This is a genomic window from Vicinamibacterales bacterium, assembly GCA_036504215.1.
GTDB lineage: Bacteria > Acidobacteriota > Vicinamibacteria > Vicinamibacterales > Fen-181 > FEN-299.
Window position 1 is genome coordinate 43650 of sequence record DASXVO010000028.1, and the last position, 25024, is coordinate 68673.

Here is a 25024-nt window from a genome sequence, read left to right on the forward strand (position 1 = left end):
GCGCGTCCTCTCTCACCCGACCCTGGAAACCGGCCGCTATGCAGGCCCGACAACCGACGACAACTGGAACAAGGGCATGTACAGCGCCAGCAGCAGACCTGCGATGACCAGCCCCATGACGACCAGCAAGACGGGCTCGACCAGCGTGACGAACCGTCCGAGGTCCGTCTCGATTTCCTCGTCGTAGAAGTCCGCCAGGCTGTTGAGCATCTCCTGAAGCGCGCCCGTCGCTTCCCCCACCTCGACCATCTTGATGGCGACATCCGGAAACACGTGTCGGGCCGCCATGGCGGCGGCGAACGGCTCGCCCTCGCGCACCCGGTGGCCCACCATCTCCAGCGCCGCCGCCATCGATCGATTGCCGATGGAGCGGCTCGCAATCTCGATCGCGTTCACGAGCGGGATTCCGCCCCCGAGCAATGTGGCCAGCGTACGCGCCAGTTGAGACGTCGAGAACCTGCGCACGGTTGGACCAACTGCGGGCAGCCGCAACAGCAGCCGGTCGAACCGCTCGCGCTGTCCGGGACGGTGCAGCCAGGTATTGATGCCGAGCGCGAGGCCGGCCAGCACGATCAGGATCGGCAGCCACTGCGACCGGATGGCATCCGACAGCGCGACGATGGCCCGCGTGACCAGCGGCAGTTCGTGGCCGAACTGTCCGTAGAAGTCCGAGAAGGCGGGAACCACACGAATCACGATGATCCCCACGACCGCACACGCCAGCGCGAGCAACACCGTCGGGTAGATGAGGGCCGACAACGTTCGGCGGCGCACTGCCGAGAGCACCTTCACGTACGCCACATAGCGGCGCAGCACCGCTTCGAGGCTGCCGCTCTTCTCGCCGGCCAGCAATGAGGCCGTGTACACGCCCGGGAACAGATCGCCACGCGCGGCAAACGCATCGGACAGGGCGGTGCCGGCACGCACCTCCTCGTGGACCTCGTCGAGCACCCTCTTGAGCAGCGGCGAACTGGTCCGCTGGCGAAGGATGTCGAGCGACTGCACGAGCGGCATTCCGGCCTTCAGCAGGGTGGCCAGTTCCTGGTTGAAGACCACGAACTCACGGGCCGGTATCGAACGCCGGGCCGGCAGCCGCGGGGACCATCCGCCGATGGCGTGGCGCGGCCGCAAGGCCAGCACGCACAGGCCCTTCTGCTCGAGGTCGCGGCGCAGCCGCTCCTCGCTATCGGCAGCGTAAATCCCCTCGGAGATCTCGCCGCCCGGAGACGAGAGCCTACAGCGGAATTCCATCGCAAGCCATTGTGACGTCAATAATTGGCATGACGTTGGTAATGAGTTGATTATACCAAGTTTCTGCCGGGCTTCCGGCAGGGCGCCCGCGGCCGGCGCCGCCGATCCCGGCGACTAGCGCGCGGGGAGGCGACCGAGGAGGCCAAGCACCTGGCGCACGTAGTTTTGCGTTTCTGGATAGGGCGGGATGCCACGGAAGCGTTCGACGGCTGCCTCGCCGGCGTTGTACGCCGCCAGGGCCAGCGAAAGATCGAATCGTGCGAGCAGCGTCTTCAGATGCTTGGTGCCGGCCTCGATGTTCGCACCAGGATCGTACGGATTCTCCACGGCGTAGCGCTGCGCCGTATCCGGCATGAGTTGCATCAGGCCCATGGCCCCCTTCCGGGAACGCGCCCTGGGCTGATAGGCCGATTCCACCTGGATGACCGCCCGTACGAGTCTGGGATCAATCCCCTCGCGAGCGGCCGCTCTGTCGATGACCTCCGCGTAGGGTACTGGGAGCAACGCCTCCGTACCGAGCGCCGGCACCGTTGTCTCCGGCGCTGGATACGGCACTTCGTCGGGGGCAATCCGCTCAACCAGCGCGGACTCGCATGTGATCTCCCCGCCCGTCCTGAGCGTCAGCACGATCGACGGACCATCAAGGCGATGCGAGCGGACAGACAGCGTCCGGCCGCTCGAGAGGAAGACCAGTTCGGCCGCGCACACGCCTCCGGTCGCCTGCCACGCCAGCAGGACGACGCCCGCCGTCCAGAGTGCTCGCCGGAGGGTCTGTCCCATGTCCTCCCAGCTTACCGCATTCGCACGACTACTTGGGCTGGACGAATGCGTGATAGACGCACAAGCCGAGCTCCCGGTTGTCCGACTGTGCGCCGTTGCTCGCGACGGTCGGCACGAACGTCTTGTCGGCGTGCAACTTCAACTCGACTTGCTCAGCCTGTCCGAACTGCGCTGCGGTGATGGCGATCTGCCTCAACTCCCGGTTCGGTGCCAGCGTGAAGGCCGAGATCAGTTGGTCGCCGACGCTCACCGTCACGGCCTGGGGCTCTGCCAGCAGTTTGGGCTGGCCGCCGAGTTCCAGGAAGAAGATCGAGTCCTTCTTGGGGTTCTTGAAGCTGATCGTCGAATCCTTCTTCGTCCAGTGCCACTCGTTGCCCGGATTGTCCGGCGCCGTTTCCGTCAGGTGCCAGCCGTCCTTGAACGTCAGATAGAGGTTCTCGGTCTGGGGCAGGACCTGAATCTTCATCATCCGATATGCGTGCTGCCCCTTGTCGGCGGCCGCCAGTACCAAACGCTTGCCGCCCTTGTTGTACAGACCAATGTCGATCGTGGCCTCGCCGACATACGGGTAGACGGGAACGAACAGCAGCCGGTTGTATTTAATCGTCTGACCTGGCTTCCACTGCGTGGTCGGCGTCGGGGGAAAATGGTCGTCGGTCCACATCATCTCGTCGTCCGCATCGACGAAGTGGACGAAGACGCGGTAGTCCTCGGTGAAGGCCGGGGCGTTCTGCGCCACCTTGAATTCGTAGGTGATGTTGAGCGGGCTGCCGAGCGGCACGCGGAGATGGTCGAGTGCCAGTGTGGGCGTTGCAACGGGCGGTTCGTTGGCTGACTTGCGGCAGCCGACCGCGACCACGGTCAACGCGATGAGAAACCAGGCGAACACGCGACTCTTCATGGCAACTCCGCTAGATTGCTGTCGGACCGAGAACCTGTGGCGTCGAATAGACGAAGGCAATTCATGGTAGCCCAGGAGTGGAACTGGAGGCAAACCGAGCTTTACCATTGAGGTGGAAGGACTTGCAGTCGCGGAATGATTGACCAGCGCTGCGGCCGCATGGTATGGTTCGGTCGCATTGTCACTGCCGCGTTCACGGTGCCCGCCCCCCGGCGCCGCGCGGTGTCTCCTTGCCCGACCCGAAATCTGCGGCGCGTGTTCAGGCGTCGTCCCGAATTTTCGTCCGATCCCAGCGGGTCGGGCCTGCCGGGGAGTTCTCAATGGTCTTGCGTGACGCGCGGCCGGTATTTGCAGTGGCCGTGCTTGCCACGACGATCGCAGGGTGTTCGACGCGGTCGCACGCGCGTCTGCCGGTGGTTGCGCCCCCGCCGGTCGTGGCGCAGCGGGCGCAGCCCACTCCGCCACTCGCAGCGCCCGCCGACCCGATCGCGACGCTCATCCAGTCCTCACAACGGCACTTCGAGGCGGGACAGCAGGAACTGTCCATCGGCCACCTGGATCGGGCCAAGCAGGAATTCAACCAGGCGGTCGACGTGCTGCTGCAGTCACCCTATGGCGCGCGGTACGACGCCCGACTCCGGGAGCACTTCGATCGCCTCGTGGATCGGATCAGCGCGTACGAGGTCGTCGCCCTCGCCGAGGGCGACGGGTTCACCGAGAAACGGTACGAGCCGGCCCCGATCGACACGCTCCTCGATCTGTCGACGACGCCACCGTCATCGCCGTCGGATGCGTTGAAGCAGGCCGTCGCGTCGGACCTGCGGAGCACGACGCACGACATCGCCATTCCGCTGAACGCCCGGGTGTTGGAGTACATCGAGTTGTTCCAGGGGCGTCTGCGGGAATGGTTCGGGACCGGCCTCCGACGTGGCGCCCGCTATCTCCCGATGATCCAGCAGGTGTTCAGAGCGGAAGGCCTTCCGCTCGATCTCGCCTACGTCCCCCTCATCGAAAGCGCCTTCAATCCGAACGCCGTGTCGCGCGCGAAAGCCAAGGGCGTATGGCAGTTCATGGCCGGAACCGCCCTCGAGCACGGGCTCAAGCGCGACTGGTACGTGGATGAACGCTCGGATCCCGAAAAAGCCACACGCGCCGCCGCCCGGTACCTGGAAACCCTGGCGACCCTCTTCGACGGCGACTGGCACCTGGCGCTCGCCTCCTACAACGGCGGACCGGGCCTCGTGCAGCGTGCCGTCAAGCGAACCGGGCTGGTCGATTTCTGGTCGCTGTCTCAGATGCCAAAGGCGCTGCCGCGGGAGACGCGAGAGTACGTCCCGATGATCCTCGCAGCGGTCGTCATCGCACGCAATCCCGCCCAATACGGTTTCGACCTGGTCCCGAGTGCGCCTGTCGAGTACGACAAGGTGAAGGTGCCGCGCCCCGTGGACTTGCGCCGAATTGCCGAGTGGGCAGGGGTCAACGTGTCGGATATCCAGGAACTCAACCCGGAACTCCGACGCTGGACGACGCCGGTGCGCTATCCGGACTACGAGGTCAAGGTCCCCCGGGGGACGGCCGGGACCGTCGAGGAACGGCTGGCGGAGCTTGCGCCGACCGATCTCGCCGCATTGAAGCGGTACACCGTGAAGAAGGGCGAGACACTGGTTTCGATCGCCAACAAGCTCCGTGTCAGCCGCGTCGATCTGGCCGACGCAAACTACCTGTCGACCAAGGCCCGGGTCTCCCCAGGTCAGAACCTGATCATTCCGGTCGAACCCACGCTGCTCCTGGCCGGTCGGCCGGATCGTCCGGCCCCGCTCGCAGAGTCGCGCCCGGCGGCCTCTTCGGAGAGACTGGTCCTGCAGACGCCGTCAGGCGATCTGTCCGAGCGCGTCAGACTGGTCTACCGGGTGAAGTCCGGCGACACGTTGTACTCGGTGGCGCGCGTCTACCAGACGAGCGTGGCCTCGCTCAAGCAGTGGAACAGCCTGCGAGACGACCGGCTCGTCCCGGGCGCTCGCCTGACAATCTTCGCGTCACGCGGCTACCAGGCGCAGCATCACTGAGGGCCTGCTGAACCGAGGCGACCGGGCGGCAGGAACTGCCAGCTTCCACGGCCCGGAGCCGTGCACTCTCCGCCACGCGTTCGGGTCATGAGGCGCCAACCCCTCTCTTTTCTGAGGATCTCGCACGGTTCGAGGCCGGGCCGCGGCTTGCATCGGCTTGCCGCGTGCTCGCCTGCCTGCGCACCGCGGCGGTCTTCGGCGTAGACGCCTATCCCGTGCACGTGGAGGTGGACGTCACGTTCGGCCTGCCCTCGTTCACGATGGTCGGTCTCCCCGACCCGAGCGTCCGCGAGAGCCGCGACCGCGTGCGCAGTGCCATTCGGAACTCCGGATTCGAGTTTCCGCCGCACCGGATCACGGTCAACCTGGCCCCGGCCGACGTCCGCAAGGCCGGCTCGTCGTTCGACCTCCCGATCGCCCTGGGTGTACTGGCCGCGAGCGGCGTGGTCGAACGGCGCCGTGTCGACGATATCGTCCTGCTCGGTGAACTCTCGCTCGATGGGGGCATCCAGGCAACGCGCGGTGTGCTCCCGATCGCGGCGGCCGCGCGGCGCGAGGGTCTGAGCGCCATCCTGCTCCCGTCGGGCAACGCCCAGGAAGCGGCCATCGTCCAGCCGTTGCAGGTCATGCCGGTGGACTCGCTGGCGCAGGCCGTGGAGGCGCTGAACGCCCCGGCGGCCTGGCCCGGACCGCCCTCGACGGTATCGAACGCTCCCGAGGCGCGCGCCGACGCGGTCGATTTCGCCGAGGTGCGCGGGCAGGCGTTGGCCCGCCGGGCGCTCGAAGTGGCGGCGGCCGGGGGCCACAACGTGTTGCTCATCGGTCCGCCGGGCGCCGGCAAGACGATGATGGCGAGACGCGTGCCGGGCATCCTGCCGCCGTTGTCGTTCGACGAGGCGATTGAGTCCACATCCATCCACTCCGTGTGCGGGCTGCTGCCTCCGGGCGCCGGCCTCCTGATCGAACGTCCGTTCCGCGCGCCGCACCACACGATCTCCGACATCGCGCTCGTCGGCGGCGGGTCGCTGCCCCGCCCGGGCGAGATCAGTCTCGCGCACAACGGCGTGCTGTTCCTCGACGAACTGCCGGAGTTCGACCGCCGGGTCCTGGAGGTCCTGCGCCAGCCGCTCGAGGAAGGCCGGATCGCCGTGGCGCGCGCGGCGCGGACCGCGGTCTTCCCTGCCAGGTTCATGCTGATCGCGGCGATGAACCCCTGTCCCTGCGGGTTTCTCGGCGACCAGACACGCGTCTGCCGGTGCACACCGAACGAGATCCAGCGCTACCGCAGCCGCCTGTCGGGTCCGCTGCTCGATCGCCTCGATCTCGTCGTGGAGGTTCCCGCCGTGCCGGCGACCGCGCTCGGAGAGGAGGCCGGCGCCGAGTTGTCTGCCGCGATTCGGGCGCGGGTGCTCGACGCGCGGGCGCGACAGGAGGCGCGGAACCTCGTCGCTGGCGTCCGCGTGAACGCGGCTCTCCAGGGCCGCTGGGTGTTGAGACAGTGTCGGCCGGAGCCGGCCGCGCGCCGCCTGATCGAGCGCGCCGTGCAGCACCTCGGTCTCAGCGCGCGGGGCTACACGCGGGTGCTCAAGGTGGCCAGGACGATTGCCGACCTCGCCGGCGCGGACACGGTTGCCGCCCAACATGTCGGTGAAGCGCTGCAGTACCGCACGCAGGAGCCTGATGGACAGGGCCGCCCGTCTTCGAGGTGAACGCCGCGGCGAGGCCACGCGCCACGCCACGCCAAGAGACACCGCCTGCGTCGATATCCTGTGCCTGCACCGCGCGATGCTGACCATCGATCGCTCCTATTGACATCACACAGGAGCGATGATAGCTTCTGTGCAATGACCATAGGAGTACCGGAGTCCAAGAAGTCCGACGTCCTCCAGGGCACCCTCGATCTCATGGTCCTCAAGACCCTCGAGGCCCTGGGACCGCTGCACGGGTACGGTCTCGCCCGCCGGCTCGAGCAACTGAGTCGCGACGTCCTCCGCCTGAACGAGGGCACCGTCTACACCTCCCTGCTCCGTCTCCAACAGCAGGGCTGGATCGCCTCCGCGTGGGGCGTCTCCGAGAACAACCGGAAGGCGCGCTTCTACTCCATCACGAGGCGGGGTCGAAAGCAGCTCGTCACCGAAACGGAGAACTGGGAGCGGATTTCCGGTGTCATCACCCGCCTGCTGCAGCTGGCACCCGGCGGTGACTTCTGATCGCGCGCTTCTCGGCATTCCTGGCCAGAGTGCGAGGTCTCTTCGAGGGCGGCCAAGCGGATCGCGAATTCGACCAGGAAGTCGAGGCCCACATCGGTCTGCTCGCCGAGAGATTCGTGCGTGAGGGCATGACGCCGGACGAGGGGCGGCACGCGGCGGTCCGCCAGTTCGGCAACGTGACGTTCCTGAAGGAGACGCGTGCCGAACTGCGGAGCTTCGCCCCGCTGCAGGCGCTCGGCCAGGACCTCCGATACGGAGCGCGCCTGCTCCGCAGGAGCCCAGGATGGACCGTCGTCGCCGTGATGACGCTGGCGATTGGCATCGCCGCGAATGCCACGATCTTCAGCCTCGTCCAGGCTGTGCTCCTCGAACCCCTGCCCTATCCGGACTCCGATCGCCTCGTGGTCCCGTGCACGGTGTTCAAGCGGCTCGGAACGGACCGCGGCAGCGTGGCCTATGCGGACATCATGGACTGGAGGGCCGAGCGCGGCCTGCTCGACATCGTGGCGGCCTACAACCCCAGCCGAGCGGACATTACGGAGGGGGCGGAGCCAGAGCGCGTTCCTGCCCTCCGCGCCGACGACGTGTATTTCCGCGTGATGGGCATGACGCCGCTGCTCGGCCGGTTTTTCACGCCCGAGGAAAACCTCCCGAACGGACCACGCGTCATGATTCTGTCTCACAAGCTATGGACGCGCCGGTTTGGCGCCGACCCGGGTGTGATCGGCCGCCTCGTCGAGATCTTCGGCGTCCCAACCACCGTCGTCGGCGTGGCGCGGCCCGATGGAATCTGGCCGGCCGACGCCGAACTGGTCCGCCCGCTCGGCACGGGGGGGCAGCCCGACGCCGACATGCTGCGCCGGGACAATCACGTGTACCGCGCGCTGGCGCGTCTCAAGCCCGGAGTGACGATCGAACAGGCGCAGGCGAAGCTGACCGTCGTGGCCGCGGTGATCGCCAAGCGCGAGACCAACCGCGCCGAGACGAGCTGGAAGCTCCACTCGATGGACAGCTACATCGTCGGCCCGTCGGCCCGACGGACGCTGTGGGTGCTGCTTGGCGCGGCGCTGCTGGTGCTCCTCATCGCCTGCGTCAACGTGGCCAACCTGCTGCTCGCCCGGGGCATCGCCCGGGAGCGCGAGATCGCCGTTCGCGCGGCACTTGGCGCCGGTCGCCGGCGAATCGCCGTCCAGTTCCTCGCTGAAAGCGCGCTGCTCTCGGCAACCGGAGGGGTGGCCGGTGTCGTCCTCGCCTACTGGGGGCTGAGGGCGCTGATCCTCGCCGCGCCGCGAGACATCCCGGGCATCGAGCAGGCTCACGTCGATGCGCGGGTGCTCGTGTTCTCGGTCGGCTTGTGCCTGGCGACCACCGTGCTGGCGGGCCTGGCGCCCGCGCTCCGCGCCGCGCGGATCTCTCCCGCACGGTCCTTCCACGAGGCCGGACGCACGGTCTCCGGGACTCTGCGTGGCGGCCGACTGCGCAGCGTGCTCGTCGTGTGTGAACTGGCGCTCGCGATCGTGCTCCTCACCGGCGCCGCGCTCCTGGTCCGCAGCGTCGGCCGAATCACGACCATCGATCCGGGCGTCTCTCCAGAAGACGTCTTGACCGTCGAGATCACGCTGCCGACGGCGCGCTACGCGAATGACCCGCAGATCGCCGACGCATTCGACCGCATCACGGCGGCCGTCCGGCGCGTGCCCGGCGTCGTCACGGCCTCGGCCGCCAGCTCGCTGCCGATCGGCGGCGGCGGCTTCTACCTCGGTCGTGTCTTTCTCGAGGAGGGACAGCCAGCCCCGCCCGCGTCCACCGACACCGAGGCGGCCTGGAGCGTCGTCCAGCCAGGCTATTTCGGAGCCATGAAGATCCCGATCCTCGAGGGGCGCGCGTTCACGTCCCACGACGCGGCAACCTCCGCACCGGTCATCATCGTCAGCCAGGCGATGGCCAGGAAGATGTTTCCAAACCGGAGTCCGATCGGCCAGCGTATCCGATCGTGGCGAGACGAGAACCTCTACCGCGAGATCGTCGGCGTGGCGGGTGACGTTCGATACTACAGCCTCGCGGGCGACGTCCCGCACAACGTCTACGTCCCGCACACCCAGAATTCCTGGAACGGGCTCTCACTGGTAATCCGAACACGCGTCGATCCCCTCAGCGCACTGGCGTCGGTTCGCAGCGCGGTCTGGTCCGTCGACAAGAAACTTGCCCTGGCCAACGTCCAGACCATGCAGCAGATCATGGACAAGGACATGGCGGAACCCAGGCTGAGCATGTTCCTCCTGGTCCTCTTCGGCCTGACGGCGCTCGCGCTCTCCGCCATCGGCGTCTACGGCATCGTGGCCTACGCCGTCACCGAACGGACCCGCGAAATCGGCATCCGGATGGCGCTCGGCGCGGCCAGGCTCCAGGTGGTGGCCATGCTCGTCTGGCGGGCGCTGAGGCTCGCGGCGGCCGGACTGTTGTTCGGTCTGGCCGCGGCGCTCGCACTCACGCGGACGATCGAATCGCTGCTCTTCGAGGTGAAGGCGACCGATCCCGCGGCGTTCGGCGCGGCGGCCATGCTCCTGGTCGGGATCGCCGTGACCGCGGCCTGCATCCCCGCTTACCGGGCGTCCCGGGTCGATCCGGTGGCGACGCTGCGATCTGAATGACCGGGAATCGGCTGCCGCATGGTTGAGTCCGCTCGCTCGGCGTCAGCCGCTTTGCGGAACCAGAACCGTCGCCAGCCGCTGCGCCAACCGCCGATGGTGGCTGCCCTCCCAGTAGAGCCGGCCGCAGCCCGGGCACCGCAGGAATCGACGGTATGCATCGCGGCTTCGCGGAGGAACGCGCTCGGCCACGCTGGCGGCAGTCGCTGGTTCGAGCAGCCGATTGCACCGCGAGCATCGCGTGAACGGGCGGGCCAGGCGGCGAAGGTCGAAGCGCTCGATGACGTCGGCGAACTGCCCAATCGGATCGGCCTTGCGGACGTAGAATCCGTGCGTCACAGCGGCCCGTTTGAGCAGCTCCCGATCGCGGGTGAGCAGAATGCGACGCTCCACGGCGGATATCTCCGCGAGTTCCCTGTCGTCGAAGTCGTTTCGGTACAGGGAATCGAATCCTGCGAAGCGCAACAGCGCGGCCAGGCGGCCGAGATGGGCGTCGAGCACGAAGGCCGGCTCCCGGAGGGGTTCGGGCCGCACGCGTGTCACGGCGGCGATGTCGAGCGCCTCGAAGACCGGATACACCGCGACCCGGTCGCCGTCGTGCAGCAGCCGCTCAAAACCGCAGGACTCGCCATTGACCAGAAGGAGATCTACCTCCGTGTGCGGCACGCCCAGGCCCTCGACCAGGTCCTTGACGGCGACCTGGCCGTCCCACGAGTGCTCGAACGCGATCTGGCGTCGTTCGCGAGGCAGGAAGTCGTTCAGCTCGGCGTAGAACCGCAGCGTCGCATGCACGGCAGATTGAGTCTAGCACCCGGCGGAGTACAAAGCCGATGCCGCCAGGAACCGATAAACGATCCAAGAGACCGAATCGAGGGCAGCCGAGTTGTGTTCGCCTTGTGTTCGCCGCCTGCAATTTCCGGCTTGGGAATACCTTCGTTCCCGTGATAAAGTCTCGGTTCTGTATCAAAGCTGCTTCTGGCGTCCTTCAGGGGCTGGCGCCGCAGGACGTCCATTTCTGATATCACTCGAGGAGGCAGCAGCCAGGTGACCTCAAGACGCTATACCATCGTGATCGCCGATCGGACGACGGGTGTTGTGCGTCGTTTCACGATGAGCCTGCGGCCCACGGTGATCGTGGTCGCGATGTTGTTCAGCCTTCCGGTGCTCGTTGGCCTCGGCGCACGGTGGAGTGCGCTGGCCGAGGTTAGTGGGTTGCGGGCGTCGGCGGCCACGCTCCGCCTCGAGAACGACAGCTACCGCGCGGCCACCAAGGAACTGACCGATCAGATTGAGAGCGTGCAGGCGGCCGTCACCGACCTCAGTGTGCACGCGCCCCTGGACTCGGACTCCGCCAGGGCACTGGCGAAACTGCCGGGCATCGTCCGATCCCGTGCGATGGGCGGTGCGAACCCCGATACGCCGGTCTCCCGGTCGGTGCTCTCCCCCGCGTTCGCGTCTCCGGAAGATACCTTCGGCGTCCTGCGCGAACTGCTGGGCCGTCTCGGAAGCCGCCTCCAGATCGTCCGCGGTGACGTCGAGAAGCGCACGGCGCTCGTGAACGCGACGCCCTCGATTTGGCCGGCCCACGGCGCGCTGTCGGCGACGTTCGGTGAACGCGAAGACCCGTTCAACGGCGGCCTGGCCGTGCACACCGGCATCGACATCTCGACCGACAAGGGGCAGCCGGTGTACGCCACAGCCGATGGCACGCTGGCATCCGAGGGGTGGAGCGGCGACTACGGCAACATGATCGTCATCGACCACGGCTTCGGCCTGGTGACGCGGTACGCGCACCTGTCCGGCTTTGCCGCCAAGCCTGGTGCTCACGTCGATCGCGGCGAGGTGATTGGCTACGTCGGCGCGACCGGCCGTGCGACCGGCCCGCACCTGCACTACGAGTTGTTGGTCAACGGACAGCTCACCAATCCCCTGCGCCTGCTGACCAGCGCGCACCGTCCGTGATCCGGACGCGCCAGCCCGTTGGATTTGGGCGTCCATCGATGGCGCCCGTTTCCTTCCCTTGACGACACCCGCAGCCGTTTCCTACAATCGGTCGATACCTCCGTTGTCATGGCATCTCTCCTCACATGCTTGGTGCTCTCCTCGCTAAAGTCATCGGAACCCAGAACGAACGCGAGCTGAAGCGGATTGCTCCGCTCATCGCCGCGGTCAACCGCTTCGAGGACTCAATCCGGCCGCTCACCGACGACGAACTGCGGGGCAAGACCGTGGAGTTCCGCGAACGGTTGTCGAAGGGTGAAACGCTCGACGACCTGCTGCCGGAGGCGTTTGCCGTCGTCCGCGAGGCCGGCTGGCGCACGCTGAACATGCGTCACTTCGACGTCCAGCTCATCGGGGGCGTCGTGCTTCACCAGGGCCGGATTGCCGAGATGAAGACCGGCGAGGGCAAGACGCTCGTCGCCACGCTGCCCGCATACCTGAACGCGCTTGCAGGCAAGGGCGTGCACGTCGTCACGGTCAACGACTACCTGGCTCGACGCGACTCGGAGTGGATGGGGCGCGTCTACCGGTTCCTCGGACTGACCGTTGGCGTGATCCAGCACGAACTGACCGACGCCGAGCGGCAGGTGGCATACGGCTGCGACATCACCTACGGCACGAACAACGAGTTCGGCTTCGACTACCTCCGCGACAACATGAAGTTCGAGCTCGCGCACTACGTCCAGCGCGGGCACCACTTCGCCATCGTGGACGAGGTGGACAGCATCCTCATCGACGAGGCGCGGACACCGCTCATCATCTCCGGGCCCGCCGAGGAATCGACGGAACTGTACTACGAGGTCGATCGCATCATCCCGCGCCTGAAGGCCGGTGCCGTCACGCGGGGCGACACCAAGGCCGAAGATCGCGAAGCGCTCGAGACGACCGGCGACTACCTCGTCGACGAGAAGCACAAGACGGTGACGCTCACCGAGAGCGGGATGGCCAAGGCCGAGCAGATGCTCGGCGGCCGCCTGCAGCCGGGCGGGTTGTACGACCCCGCCAACATGCCGCTCCTCCACCACACCAACCAGGCGCTGCGCGCGCACACGCTCTTCAAGCGCGACGTGGACTACATGGTCAAGGACGGCCAGGTCGTCATCGTGGACGAGTTCACGGGCCGGTTGATGGAAGGCCGGCGCTGGAGCGACGGCCTGCACCAGGCGGTGGAAGCCAAGGAGAAGGTGAAGATCGAGCGTGAGAACCAGACGCTCGCCACCATCACGTTCCAGAACTACTTCCGCAAGTACAAGAAGCTGTCCGGCATGACCGGAACGGCGGAGACCGAAGCCGAGGAATTCGGCAAGATCTACAACCTCGACGTGATGGTCATCCCGCCGAACCGGCCCCTGCTGCGGCGGGAGGACCCGGACCTCATCTACCGCACCGAGGGCGAGAAGTACGACGCCATCGTCCACGACGTCATCGAGAAGCAGGCCGCCGGCCGGCCGGTTCTGGTTGGGACGATCTCGATCGAGAAGTCGGAACACCTCTCGACGATGCTCCGCCGGCGCGGTATCAAGCACGTCGTGCTGAACGCCAAGTATCACGCACAGGAAGCAGAGATTGTCGCGCAGGCGGGCCGCAAGGCCACCGTGACGATTGCCACGAACATGGCCGGCCGCGGCACCGACATTCTGCTCGGTGGCAACCCGGAGTTCATGGCGCGCCAGCAGTGCCTGGCCGACGAACTGGCGGACAAGCTGCCGAAAGGGCAGGAGCGGTTCGTAGACGACGAAGAAAACGTCTACTTCTACCACATCGAGTATTTCTACCGCGTCGGCCGGAAGGACTGGGAGCGGATCTCCGGTCACTTCAAACGACAGACGGATGCGGAACACGAGGAGGTCGTCCGATTCGGCGGCCTGCACATCGTCGGCACCGAGCGCCATGAGGCGCGCCGCATCGACAATCAGCTCCGCGGCCGCGCGGGCCGGCAGGGCGATCCCGGTTCGTCCCAGTTCTACCTGTCACTCCAGGACGACCTGATGCGGATCTTCGGGTCCGACCGGATCTCGGGCCTGATGCAGCGGCTGGGAATGGAAGAGGGCGTCCCGATCGAGCACAAGATGGTCACGCGCGCGATCGAGCGTGCCCAGAAACAGGTCGAGGCGCAGAACTTCTCCGTCCGCAAGCATCTCCTCGAGTACGACGACGTGATGAACAAGCAGCGGGAGAACATCTACTCGCTGCGCCGTGAGATTCTCGAAGGCCTGATCCGCACGGAGGCCGAGCCGGTCAATACGCGCGACTACCTGAAGGTACTTGCGGAGGATCTGGTCGATTCCACGGTCGACACGTTCTGCAGCAAACAGATCGATCCAGCCGATTGGGATCTCGAGGCGATGAAGCTCGAGCTGACCCGGCTGTTCGCCCTCGACAGCGGCGACTTCGCGATTGTCGGCTTCGACGCCGGCAAGCCGGTGGACGATCTGCGCGACGGCCTCTGGGAGCGCGTGAAGAAGCGCTACGCCGACAAGGAGCAACTCGTCGAATCGGATATCCTGCGCCGCGTCGAGCGCGACATCATGCTCCAGATCGTGGACGTGCAGTGGAAGGACCACCTCTACAGCCTGGACCATCTGAAGGAAGGCATCGGCCTGCGCGGCTACGGCCAGCGCGATCCGCTCGTCGAGTACAAGAAAGAAAGCTACGCGTTGTACCAGGACATGAAGGACCGGGTCGACGAGGAGATGGTCCGGTACCTCTGGTGGCTGCGGCCCGTTGCCTCCGAAGAGGCGTTGCCCGTGCGGCGGCCGTCGCGGCGGTCGGCCCCGGTGACGCTCAGCGCCGGCGGTGACGCGGCGTCGGTCTTCGGCTCATCCCCGGCAGGTGCATCGGGGAGAACCCCGGAACGCACGGGCGGCGACGACGTGATCAAGACCGTTCGACGGGAGGAGCCGAAGGTCGGACGCAACGATCCGTGTCCGTGCGGCAGCGGAAAGAAGTACAAGAAGTGCCACGGCGCGGGTGCGTAGGCGCAGAGGGACACATGGAGCTGAAGACAGCGACCCCATTGATGCTGCAGGTCGGAACTCAACTGGCGACCGCGCTCACCTTCGACGACGTGCTCCTCGTGCCGCGCCATTCCCAGGTGCTGCCGACAGCCGTGGACGTCATGACCCGGCTGACGCGGAACATCCGCCTGAATGTCCCCTTGATCAGCGCGGCCATGGACACGGTCACCGAGTCCGGCCTGGCGATCGCGATGGCGCAGCACGGCGGCATCGGGATCATCCACAAGAACCTGACCATCGAGGAACAGGCGACCGAGGTCGATCGCGTGAAGCGCTCGGAGAGTGGCATGATCGTCAACCCGATCACGCTCTCCCCCACCAACCGCATCTACGAAGCGCTCGGGTTGATGAAGAAGTACCGGATCTCGGGCGTGCCGATCACCGAGGACGGCAGCAAGGAGGGGCGGCTGGTCGGCATCCTGACGAACCGCGATCTCCGGTTCGAGACGAACGTCGATCGCCCGATCTCGGCCATCATGACCCGCGAGAACCTCATCACGGTGCCGGTCGGGACGACGCTCGACCAGGCGCGTGAGATTCTCCATCGCCACAAGATCGAGAAACTCCTGGTCGTCGATCACGCGTTCAGGCTGAAGGGCCTGATCACCGTGAAGGACATCCAGAAGGTGATCAAGTACCCGGCGGCCTGCAAGGACACGCTGGGACGGCTCCGGGTGGGCGCAGCGGTGGGCGTCGGCAAGGATGCGTTCGATCGCGCCGAAGCGCTGGTCGCGGCGCACGTGGACGTGCTGGTGGTGGACACCGCGCACGGACACTCGCAGAAGGTGCTGGACGCGGTCACCGAGATGCGGCGGCGATTCCCGGACGTTGACCTGATTGCCGGCAACGTGGCGACCGCCGAGGCCACCGAAGACCTGATCAAACTCGGCGTGGACGCCGTGAAGGTTGGAATCGGCGCCGGTTCGATCTGCACCACGCGCGTGATCGCGGGCATTGGCGTCCCCATGATCACGGCCGTGCTCGACTGTGCCCGAGCCGCCGGACCGCACAACGTCCCGATCATTGCGGATGGCGGCATCCGGTTCTCGGGGGACATGACGAAGGCCATTGCGGTTGGAGCGAGCGCGGTGATGGTCGGCAGCCTCTTCGCCGGCACCGACGAAAGCCCCGGCGAGGTGGTGCTGTACCAGGGCCGCAGCTTCAAGGAGTATCGCGGCATGGGTTCCATCGGCGCGATGCGTCGCGGGAGCCGCGACCGCTACTTCCAGGACGAGTTCGACCTGGACGCGGCGACGCAGGAAGGCAGCGAGAAGCTGGTCCCGGAGGGCATCGAGGGGCGTGTGGCCTACAAGGGGTCGGTCGCCGCGATGATTCACCAGCTCGTGGGCGGCCTCCGCGCGGGCATGGGCTACTGCGGGTGCCCGAACATCATCGACCTGCAAGCCAACGCGCACCTCGTGCGCATCACCCCGGCCGGCATGCGCGAGAGCCACGTGCACGATGTCATCATCACGAAGGAAGCGCCGAACTACCGGTCGGAGTAGACACGCGGCCGGTCGCCGGCGCTCGCACGTTCGGAGTCTCGACTGATCCGGATCTCTCTCTCGTCCTCGCCCTTGTCCAGGATCTCTACCCGGATGGCGCCGAGCGGGGGGCGTTTCAGCTTCTCGGCCCACTCGATCGCCACGATCGCGCCGCTCTCGGAGAGTTCTTCGAGGCCGAGCTCGTCGATTTCCGCGCTCTCCACCCGATAGAGGTCCACGTGCGACAGCGTGCGCGGACCGCGGTACTCCTGGATGAGGGTGAACGTCGGACTGTTGACCTCGTCGGGATCGAGGCCGAGACCAGCCGCCATTCCGCGGACGAAGGCCGTCTTGCCGGCCCCCAGGTCGCCCGACAACAATACGACCGTTCCGGGCTTCAGCACGGCGGCGAACCGGGCCGCGCACGCGGATGTCCCCTGTTCGGACTGTGTGTGCACGATCTCCACGGAGACTCCCACTGGCGCTTCACCCTTCGCGCTTCGTCGACGCCAGCGCCATGACGGCGTCCCCGATGTGCAGGACGAGGTCGGCTGCGGTCATCGACACTTCACCCTCGTCGTCAGCCGCGAGGTCGCCGGCCAGTCCGTGCAGATACACCGCGACGACGCAGGCTGACTCGGCATCGCCGAGCTGGGCCAGCCACGCAGCCACCATCCCCGTGAGGACGTCACCGGTACCCCCGGTGGCCATTCCTGGATTTCCGGTGGGGTTGATGAAGACCCTGCCCTTCGGCGTTGCGATGATCGTGCGGTGTCCCTTGAGCACCACGTAGAGGCCGTGCGTTGTTGCGAAGTTCCTCGCGATGTCCAGCCGATGCGCCTGGACGTCTTCGGTCGTCACCCCGAGCAGGCGGGCCATCTCTCCTGGGTGCGGAGTGATGACAATGACCTGGCCGTCGCGCGCCACAAGTTGCCCCGGGGCGCTGGCGCACGCGTTGATGGCGTCCGCATCCAGCACGAGCGGCGCGCGCGTGCGCTCGACGAGCCCGGTGATGAACTGACCGACCGCGTCGCCCGTGCCGAGCCCCGGCCCCACCGCGATCACACGTCGCCCGGCAGCGAGGACGGCGTCGAGCGCCGACACGTCGATTGTCCCAAGCGGAGTTTCCGCGAGCGCCTCGGTCATGTACTCGGCACCGAGTGCCGCCACGACCGGCTGGGAGGAAGCGGCAGTGGCCACGGTGACCAGGCCGGCGCCCGAGCGCAGTGCGCCCATGGCGGCCAGGTGTGCGGCCCCGGTCTTGCCGCGTGAGCCGCCGACGATCATGACATGCCCGAAATCGCCCTTGTGTGCCTCGCGCGAGCGCTCCGGCACGAGTCCGCTCACGTCGGCCCGCGTGATGAGCCTTGTGTCCGGCCCCTCGAGCGCATCGATCACGCCGATCGGAATCCCGATATCCGCCACCACCAGATCTCCGGCCATCCCGCGCGCCGGGGGAAGCGCCAGGGGAATCTTGGGCGCGCCGAGCGTGACGGTGAGCATCGCCTCGATGCAGGGACCAATCACCTCGTGGGTGTCGGCCGAAATGCCGCTGGGAAGGTCGATGGAGACGACCGGCACCGGCATGCTGTTGACGTCCGCCACCACGGTTTCCATCAGCCCCACGAGCGGCGTGCGGAGGCCGGTCCCGAACAGCGCGTCGACGATGACGTCGCAACCGGCAATCTCTGACGCGTGCAGCTCCCATTGCTCCTCTCCGGCAATCTCGACGACGGGGAGCGAGAGCCGGCCGAGGATCTCCAGGTTGACCCGCGCGTCGCCGTGCACATCGCCGATCGAACCAAGCACGAACACCGACACCTCGACTCCGGCCTGCATCAGCGTCCGCGCCACAACGAAACCGTCGCCGCCGTTGTTGCCGCGACCCGCCAGGATGGCCACCTTGCGCTCCGACAGGTCTTCGAACGTGGCTTGCAGCGTCGTCACGACCTGCCGGCCGGCGTTCTCCATGAGGACAATCGATGGGATGCCGATCTCGTCGATCGTCCGGCGATCCGCGTCACGCATCTGGTCCGCGTTCAGGATTCTCATCGCGAGGATCTTCGTCCCGGGTTCGAACCTTTGTCAACCGAGGTTCGACGGTTGACCGCCGTACGAACGCAGCCGCACGAAGGCTTGCGCCTCCCCATCGTCGCGAAGTACGCTAGTCTCGCGTCGGTCGCGGTCAGCCTTCGTGGTCCCGCGGCCGTGTGCCGCCACCGCCGCACGCAGCCCCTCGCGACGAGGTTCTCGTGTCCCCAATCGTCTCGTGAGCATCAGTGGCCACACGTCGGCTGGCGTCTGAAACCTGAGCTCACTTGTGTTGGCCATGCTTCGCGCCCTGCGCACCCTATGAAACGGGCGCTCCCTGCGCGAGACGTTGGTCAACACGACTGAGTCGAAGGGTAGCTGCAGGAAACTCATCGCCGGGAGGGCCTGAATGGCAGCCATCATCAATGTGAACGGACGAATCACCACGGATCAGGACGCGGTCGTCTCGGTGCTCGACCACGGGTTCCTGTACGGAGAGGGCGTGTACGAGGTGGTCCGCACCTACGGACGAAAGCCGTTTCTCTTCGATCGCCACCTGGACCGGCTGCGGCGGTCGGCAGCCTTCCTCTCCCTGGCACTCCCGTTCACCGACGTCGAGTTCGAGGCGCGCGTGCGGCAGACGACCGATGCGTTCTTCGCGCAGCCTGATGCGACCGACGACGTGTACGTGCGGTTCATGGTGACCCGTGGCGTCGGAGAGATGAACTACAACCCCGCGGCGTGCTTGTCGCCGACGGTGGTGGTCATCGCCAAGCCGTTCACGGCGCTCGCACCCGAGGTGTATGCGCAGGGCGTGCGTGCGGCGCTCGTGCCCGTGCTCCGGAATCACCCGGGCTCGGTCAGCCCGATGATCAAGTCCAACAACCTGCTCAACAACGCTCTGGCGGCACAGGAAGCGTACCGCCGCGGAGCCTTCGAGGGCATCATGCGGAACTACCGCAACGAGATCTCCGAAGGGTCGATCTCGAACATCTTCGTCGTGAAGGGTGGCATCGTCTCGACGCCGCCGCTCGACGCCGGACTCCTCGCCGGCATCACACGGGCCTTCGTGCTCGAGATCGCCCCGGCTGCCGCAGTCACGATTCGTGAGACCACCATCCACGACAGCGATCTCCTGGACGCGGACGAGTGCTTCCTGACCAGTTCCACGCAGGAGATCGTGCCGATCGTGAAGGTGGACGACCGGGTCATTGGCGATGGACGCCCGGGGCGCGTGACCAGGCAGCTTCACGCTCAGTACCAACGCCGTCTTCGCGAGATGCTCTCCGTATGACCGAGCCCGGAACGCGGAATGCCGCAGCCCCATCGAACCGGTTCCTGGCGGACGGTCAGTGCTGTCTGCCCGGGATCTACGGAGGCGTGGGACCACTCTCGCACACACAGTTCGAGCAGCAGTTGTTGGCGGCCCGGCATCGACGTGGAGCACGGACCGACCAGGACCATCCCGTCTGGCTGCTGGTCAGTGCGTCGTCCACGCCGAATCGGATGGCGAGTCTGGCGGGGACCGGAGAGAACGCTGAACCGTACATCCGGCACTATGCGCAGGTCATCGAGAAGGCCGGCGCTGACGTGCTATTTGTCATCTGCAATACGGCGCATGCCTATCATTCGGCGGTGCAACGCACGCTGCGGATTCCCTGGGTCCACCTGATGGACATCACCGTCGGGCATATCCGGGACACCTGGCCTTCGCTTCGGGCGGTCGGTGTTCTTGGAACGGACGGCACGCTGAACACACAGCTGTACCATCGCGCGCTCCAGAAGCGCGGCCTCGTGGCGATTGCCCCAGGCGTGAGCACGGAGCCCCAGCGGCTGGTCATGGACGCGATCTTCGAACCGACGTGGGGCATCAAGGCGACAGGCGCCAACATCTCGGACCGCGCCCGCCGCGGCCTGGCGACGGCTGCTGAGTGGTGCGCCGGGCAGGGCGCGCAGGTGGTGGTGGCGGCCTGCACGGAAGTGTCGGTCGGGCTCACGCCCGATCAGTTCTCCACCGTGCCGCTCGTCGATCCGCTGGCAGTGGCGGCGGAGGTCCTGCTCGACCTGGCGTACGGTATTCGCGATCCCGGGGAGTTTCTGGTCAGGGACGTCTAGGCGGCCTGGGCGACGCGGCCGAAGTCCAAGGGGCGCACCGGTGCGGCGTGCGCCCCTCTCGCTGTCCGGTCAGCGTGCCAAATCGGCCGGACTAGAGACCGGCCTTCCACCGCAACACGGGCTTGCGCGCGGCCGTGGCCTCGTCGAAGCGGCTCCGCCGCGTCGTGACCGGCGCCTTCTTCAGCATCTCCGGCTGGGTCTTCGCCTCTTCCGCAATCTGCTGCATGGCCTCCACGAACCGGTTCATCTCGGCAAGGCCCTCGCTCTCGGTCGGTTCGACCATCAGCGCTCCGTGCACGATCAGCGGGAAGTAGATGGTGGGCGGATGGAAGCCGAGATCGATCAACCGCTTCGCGATGTCGAGGGTGGTGATGCCGTATTCGTTCTGCTTGTGGTCCGAAAAGATCACCTCGTGCATGTTGAGGCGGTCGTACGGAATCTCGTAGGTGCCCCGCAGCCTGGCGCGCACGTAGTTCGCGTTCAAGACCGCGTTCTCAGCCGTCTTCCGGATGCCTTCCGCCCCGAGCGATCGGATGTAGGCGTACGCACGGACGAGCATCCCGAAATTACCGTGGAATGCCTTGACCCGCCCGACCGAGAGCGGCCGCTCGTAGTCGAGATGCATACCGTCGCGCGTTGCCACGACGACCGGCGTCGGCAGGTATGGCTCCATCTCCTTGACCGCCACGACCGGGCCGGAACCCGGGCCTCCCCCTCCATGAGGCGTGGAGAACGTCTTGTGGAGGTTGAGGTGCATGATGTCCATGCCGAAGTCGCCCGGCCTGGCCCTGCCGATGAGCGCGTTCATGTTCGCGCCATCGCAATACACGAGACCGCCCTTCGCATGGACGATCTGCGCGGCTTCGCAAATCTCGTCCTCGAACATTCCGAGCGTGTTCGGGTTCGTCAGCATCAGCGCGGCGACGTCGGGCGTCATCGCCTCTGCCAGCGCCGACACCGACAGGTTACCCCGGGCGCACGACGTGATCTGGCGCACCTCGTAGCCGCAGAAATGCGCACTCGCCGGGTTCGTGCCGTGGGCCGAGTCGGGGATGAGCACGACCTTCCGCGGATTGCCGTCGCGCGTGGTGAGGTGCTTCCGGATCATCATCATCCCGGTCAGCTCACCGTGCGCGCCGGCCGCCGGCTGCAGCGTCACCGCCGGCAGTCCGGTGATTTCCCCCAGCATCTGCACCAGGGCGTGCATGAGGGCGAGCGCCCCCTGGGCGACGTCGTCGGGCGCCAGCGGGTGCAACTCGGCAAAGCCGCGTATCCGTGCAGCCGCCTCGTTCACCTTGGGGTTGTACTTCATCGTGCAGGACCCGAGCGGATACATCCCCGTATCCACCCCGTAGTTCCAGGTGGAAAGACGAGTGAAGTGCCGCACGAGCCCAACCTCGGTCACCTCGGGAAACCCCGAGACCTCCCGGCGCACCAGCCCCTCGGGAATCGCCCCTTCGAGCGGCGCCGACGGCACGTCCTGTGCGGGAAGCGAGTAGCCTCGCTGCCCTGGAGTGCCCTGTTCGAAGATCAATTGATCGCGGTGATCAGCTGTGGTCATGGCTTCCTGTTTCCGGCCGGTTGGCAGGTCATCCTGCGAGTGCCGCGGCCAGTCGATCGATGTCCTCGACACCGTTGAGCTCGGTCACGCACACGAGCAGCGAGTCCTGGAGTTCAGGGTAGTACCGCCCGAGCGGCAGCCCGGCCACGAGCCCGGAACCCAGCAACCGTTTTTGCGCGGCCGAGGCATCCCCCAGGCCGCCGACCACGAACTCGTTGAAGAACGGTCCAGCAAAGCGCGCGGTCACTCCCGCCTTCCCGCCGGCCCTGACGATGGCCTCCCGGGCGTAGTGCGCCTTGTCGAAATTCAGCCGCGCCAACGCGGGCAGCCCTTGCTTCCCATACGCCGCCATGAACATCGTCGCAGCCAGGGCCATGAGGCCCGAGTTGGTACAGATGTTCGACGTCGCCTTCTCGCGCCGGATGTGCTGTTCACGTGTCGCCAGCGTGAGAACGTAGCCCTTCCGGCCCTCGGTGTCGGTGGCCTCGCCCACGAAGCGCCCCGGCATCTGCCGCATGCACTTCTCGGAAGCCGCCATCACGCCACAGTACGGCCCACCGAACCCGACCGGCGCGCCGAACGCCTGCATCTCGCCCGCGACGATGTCGATTCCGAGGCTGCCTGGCGGGACGAGGAGGCCCATGGCCACCGGCTCGGTGACAACGGCGACGCTCAGTGCCCCGGCGGCTTTCGCAATTTCCACCGCCTCGCGCGGGTCCTCGATGACGCCAAAGAAGTTCGGGTACTGCAGGATCACCGCCGCCGCACCTCTCGCCGCGTCGGCCAGCGCGGCACGGTCGATCGTTCCATCGGCCTCGAATCCGGCCTCGACGATCGTGAGGCCGAGGTTCTTCGCGTACGTGTCCAGCACTTCGCGATAGTGGGGGTGGACCGTCCGTGCCACGACAACGCGGTCCCGCTTCGTCATGCGGCAGGCCATCATCGCCGCTTCCGTCATGGCGGTGCTGCCGTCGTACATCGAGGCGTTGGCGATGTCGGTGCCCATCAACTGGCACACCAGCGTCTGGAACTCGAAGATTGCCTGCAGCGTCCCTTGCGCAATCTCCGGCTGGTACGGCGTGTAGGCCGTGTAGAACTCCGACCGTAGCAGCAACTGGTCGATGAAGCAGGGCGCGAAGTGGCGATAGGCGCCCGCGCCTAGAAACGTCGCGACCTTCGAGGAATCGGCGTTCTGAGCCGCGAGCGCACCCAGGTGCGCCAGCAGGTCCGGCTCGGAGAGCGCCGGCGGCAGATCGAGCTCGCGGTGGAGTCGAACGGCCGCGGGAATCGGCTCGAACAGCGCGTCGATGCTCGGGACCCCGATGGCCTCGAGCATCAGCCGCGCGTCCTGATCTGTGTTGGGGATGTATGGATGCGTCACTTGATCAACTCTGCGTACTTCGCGGCATCGAGCAGGTCCTGCGCCTCAGCCGGGTCGCTCGTCTTGATGGCGACCATCCAGCTGCCGTGAGCGTCATGGTTGATGGCTTCCGGCTTTTCCGCCAGGGCCGCGTTGACCTCGGTCACCGTCCCGGACATCGGCGCGAAGACCTCGGAAACGGCCTTCACCGACTCGACAGACCCCACCTGGTCGCCCTTCTTCACCGTCTTACCCACTTCAGGCAGTTCCAGGAAGACGATGTCGCCCAGCTGCTTCTGCGCGTAATCGGTCACGCCCATCCGGCCGGTGGCCAGATCAATCCACTCGTGGTCGTTGGTGTACTTGTAGGTTTCCGGATACATCAGTCACCCCTTCGGACGTTGGTAGAACGGCAGCGGCACCACACGGGCCTTCAGGCGACGGCCCCGCGAATCCACCTCGAACCCGGTGCCTGGCTCGGTGTCGGCCATTGACACGTACGCCATGCCAATCGCCTTCTTCAGGAATGGGGTCTGGGCACCGCTCGTCACGGTTCCCACCTTCCGATCACCGACGAACGCTTCGTCGCCACGGCAGGCAATTCCGCGGTCGGTCATTTCGAAACCCACGAGCCGCCGGGAGAGGCCACGGGCCTTCTGCCCGGCCAGCGCGGCGCGGCCGTTGAAGTCCCCCTTCTGCCAGCTGACGATCGACTCGAGATCGGCCTCGAGGACGCTCGTCGTCTCGTCGATATCGTTCCCGTGGAGTCGTACCGCCGCTTCCAGGCGCAGCGTGTCACGCGCGCCGAGACCAACGGGAACGACCTCCGCGCTCTTGCCGGCCTGCAGGATGGCGTCCCACACCTTCACCGCGGACTGCGGCGGGGTGAACACCTCGTACGCGCTCTCGCCAGTGTACCCCGTGCGAGAGATCGTCGCGCGAACGCCAGCCACTTCCCCATGCGCAAAACCATGGGGCTCAACCGCATCAAGCTCGGTGTCGGTCAGCGCCTGGAGCACCTCCGCCGCCGCCGGGCCCTCGAGCGCCATGAGCGCGTATCGCGAACTCGTATTCACCGCCGACACGTCGCCAAACGGCTCGACCTGCCCGGTGATCCAGGCGAAGTCCTTGTCCACGTTGGCCGCGTTGACAACGAACAGGAAATGACCGCTCCCGAACCGGTACACCAGTACATCGTCCACGAATGTCCCGGATGGTGTGGTCAGCGCGGAATACTGAGCCTGTCCGACAACGAGCCCGCTCGCGTCGTTGCTCGTCATGTGCTGAACGGCGGCGAGGGCGTCCTTGCCAGCCAACTCGACCTGTCCCATGTGTGTCAGGTCGAAGAGCCCCGCCCGCGTTCGGACGGCCAGATGTTCCTCGGTCACCCCGGAGTACTCGACCGGCAGCTCCCACCCGGCAAATGCCACCATCTGACCGCCGTGGGCGCGATGCCAGGCATCGAGCGGCGTTTTCCGGGGTGGTCGTGCAGAGTGCGACATCGCCTGGCCAGGAAAGAAGGGGCGGACCACTGACAGACAAGTAACACTACTATGCAGCCGCGCGCGTGGTCAAGGCGCGGCGAGAGGACGGCGCGAG

General features: G+C 66.5%; 19 protein-coding genes. 9 read left to right on the forward strand and 10 right to left on the reverse strand.

All coding sequences use genetic code 11. The features are described 5' to 3' along the window. Nucleotides 1-36 precede the first annotated feature (36 nt). The 3 genes from VGK32_06650 to VGK32_06660 all read right to left on the reverse strand — a co-directional run bounded on the left by VGK32_06650 (nucleotide 37) and on the right by VGK32_06660 (nucleotide 2932). Nucleotides 37-1251, reverse strand: coding sequence for a type II secretion system F family protein (locus tag VGK32_06650; GenBank protein HEY3381429.1), 1215 nt, complete (start codon nucleotides 1249-1251; stop codon nucleotides 37-39). Between the two features lie 114 nt (nucleotides 1252-1365). Further along, nucleotides 1366-2031: a lytic transglycosylase domain-containing protein gene (locus tag VGK32_06655; GenBank protein ID HEY3381430.1), complete on the reverse strand. Its 666-nt coding sequence runs from the start codon at nucleotides 2029-2031 to the stop codon at nucleotides 1366-1368. A 28-nt stretch (nucleotides 2032-2059) separates the two neighbouring features. After that, entirely contained in the window at nucleotides 2060-2932 is an 873-nt protein-coding gene (locus VGK32_06660) for a hypothetical protein (GenBank protein HEY3381431.1), read from the reverse strand. Nucleotides 2933-3252: 320 nt separating this feature from the next. On the opposite strand from VGK32_06660, the gene VGK32_06665 reads away from it, so the two are divergent. From VGK32_06665 to VGK32_06680, 4 genes are all read left to right on the forward strand, one after another. Beyond that, nucleotides 3253-4998, forward strand: a complete 1746-nt coding sequence (locus VGK32_06665; GenBank protein HEY3381432.1) for a LysM peptidoglycan-binding domain-containing protein — start codon at nucleotides 3253-3255, stop codon at nucleotides 4996-4998. A gap of 164 nt (nucleotides 4999-5162) precedes the next feature. Then, nucleotides 5163-6707: a YifB family Mg chelatase-like AAA ATPase gene (locus VGK32_06670; GenBank protein HEY3381433.1), complete on the forward strand. Its 1545-nt coding sequence runs from the start codon at nucleotides 5163-5165 to the stop codon at nucleotides 6705-6707. Between the two features lie 135 nt (nucleotides 6708-6842). Continuing rightward, nucleotides 6843-7208, forward strand: coding sequence for a PadR family transcriptional regulator (locus tag VGK32_06675; protein HEY3381434.1), 366 nt, complete (start codon nucleotides 6843-6845; stop codon nucleotides 7206-7208). Nucleotides 7209-7237: 29 nt separating this feature from the next. Next, complete coding sequence (locus VGK32_06680) at nucleotides 7238-9859, forward strand: ABC transporter permease (protein HEY3381435.1); 2622 nt, start codon at nucleotides 7238-7240, stop codon at nucleotides 9857-9859. 42 nt (nucleotides 9860-9901) lie between these two features. Here the strand turns inward: VGK32_06680 and VGK32_06685 are convergent, their stop codons facing one another. Then, on the reverse strand, nucleotides 9902-10648 hold the full coding sequence (locus VGK32_06685) for a Mut7-C RNAse domain-containing protein (GenBank protein HEY3381436.1): 747 nt from the start codon (nucleotides 10646-10648) through the stop codon (nucleotides 9902-9904). Nucleotides 10649-10900: 252 nt separating this feature from the next. Between VGK32_06685 and VGK32_06690 the strand changes: the two genes are divergently transcribed. From VGK32_06690 to guaB, 3 genes are all read left to right on the forward strand, one after another. Further along, nucleotides 10901-11818: a M23 family metallopeptidase gene (locus tag VGK32_06690; GenBank protein ID HEY3381437.1), complete on the forward strand. Its 918-nt coding sequence runs from the start codon at nucleotides 10901-10903 to the stop codon at nucleotides 11816-11818. A 125-nt stretch (nucleotides 11819-11943) separates the two neighbouring features. Next, the gene (gene secA, locus VGK32_06695) at nucleotides 11944-14835 is read left to right on the forward strand and encodes a preprotein translocase subunit SecA (protein HEY3381438.1); all 2892 of its coding nucleotides are present in this window, start codon (nucleotides 11944-11946) and stop codon (nucleotides 14833-14835) included. Nucleotides 14836-14849: 14 nt separating this feature from the next. Beyond that, the gene (gene guaB / locus VGK32_06700) at nucleotides 14850-16379 is read left to right on the forward strand and encodes an IMP dehydrogenase (GenBank protein HEY3381439.1); all 1530 of its coding nucleotides are present in this window, start codon (nucleotides 14850-14852) and stop codon (nucleotides 16377-16379) included. Here guaB and tsaE read toward each other — a convergent pair. Together tsaE and VGK32_06710 are read right to left on the reverse strand one after the other, a co-directional pair. Next, nucleotides 16364-16816 (reverse strand): tRNA (adenosine(37)-N6)-threonylcarbamoyltransferase complex ATPase subunit type 1 TsaE, encoded by a 453-nt coding sequence (gene tsaE / locus VGK32_06705; GenBank protein ID HEY3381440.1) that lies wholly within the window; start codon nucleotides 16814-16816, stop codon nucleotides 16364-16366. The genes guaB and tsaE overlap by 16 nt on opposite strands. Nucleotides 16817-16844: 28 nt before the next feature. Continuing rightward, nucleotides 16845-18410, reverse strand: coding sequence for an NAD(P)H-hydrate dehydratase (locus tag VGK32_06710; GenBank protein HEY3381441.1), 1566 nt, complete (start codon nucleotides 18408-18410; stop codon nucleotides 16845-16847). A gap of 388 nt (nucleotides 18411-18798) precedes the next feature. Here VGK32_06710 and VGK32_06715 point away from each other — a divergent pair, with 388 nt between their 5' ends. Next, nucleotides 18799-19683 carry an aminotransferase class IV gene (locus tag VGK32_06715; protein ID HEY3381442.1) on the forward strand — a complete coding sequence of 295 codons (885 nt, stop codon included), beginning with the start codon at nucleotides 18799-18801 and terminating at the stop codon, nucleotides 19681-19683. Further along, nucleotides 19680-20504 carry an amino acid racemase gene (locus VGK32_06720; protein ID HEY3381443.1) on the forward strand — a complete coding sequence of 275 codons (825 nt, stop codon included), beginning with the start codon at nucleotides 19680-19682 and terminating at the stop codon, nucleotides 20502-20504. The genes VGK32_06715 and VGK32_06720 overlap by 4 nt, the downstream gene beginning before the upstream one ends. A gap of 91 nt (nucleotides 20505-20595) precedes the next feature. On the opposite strand, the gene gcvPB is transcribed toward VGK32_06720, so the two are convergent. From gcvPB to gcvT, 4 genes are read right to left on the reverse strand one after another with little or no spacing between them, the layout of a single operon-like run. Then, a complete protein-coding gene (gene gcvPB / locus VGK32_06725) occupies nucleotides 20596-22065 on the reverse strand; it encodes an aminomethyl-transferring glycine dehydrogenase subunit GcvPB (protein ID HEY3381444.1) in 1470 nt (489 codons plus the stop codon). Nucleotides 22066-22093: 28 nt separating this feature from the next. Further along, the gene (gene gcvPA, locus VGK32_06730) at nucleotides 22094-23446 is read right to left on the reverse strand and encodes an aminomethyl-transferring glycine dehydrogenase subunit GcvPA (GenBank protein ID HEY3381445.1); all 1353 of its coding nucleotides are present in this window, start codon (nucleotides 23444-23446) and stop codon (nucleotides 22094-22096) included. After that, nucleotides 23443-23808, reverse strand: coding sequence for a glycine cleavage system protein GcvH (gene gcvH / locus VGK32_06735; protein HEY3381446.1), 366 nt, complete (start codon nucleotides 23806-23808; stop codon nucleotides 23443-23445). Before gcvH ends, gcvPA begins: the two co-directional genes overlap by 4 nt. Nucleotides 23809-23811: 3 nt before the next feature. Next, nucleotides 23812-24927 carry a glycine cleavage system aminomethyltransferase GcvT gene (gene gcvT, locus VGK32_06740; GenBank protein ID HEY3381447.1) on the reverse strand — a complete coding sequence of 372 codons (1116 nt, stop codon included), beginning with the start codon at nucleotides 24925-24927 and terminating at the stop codon, nucleotides 23812-23814. Between the last annotated feature and the right edge of the window lie 97 nt (nucleotides 24928-25024).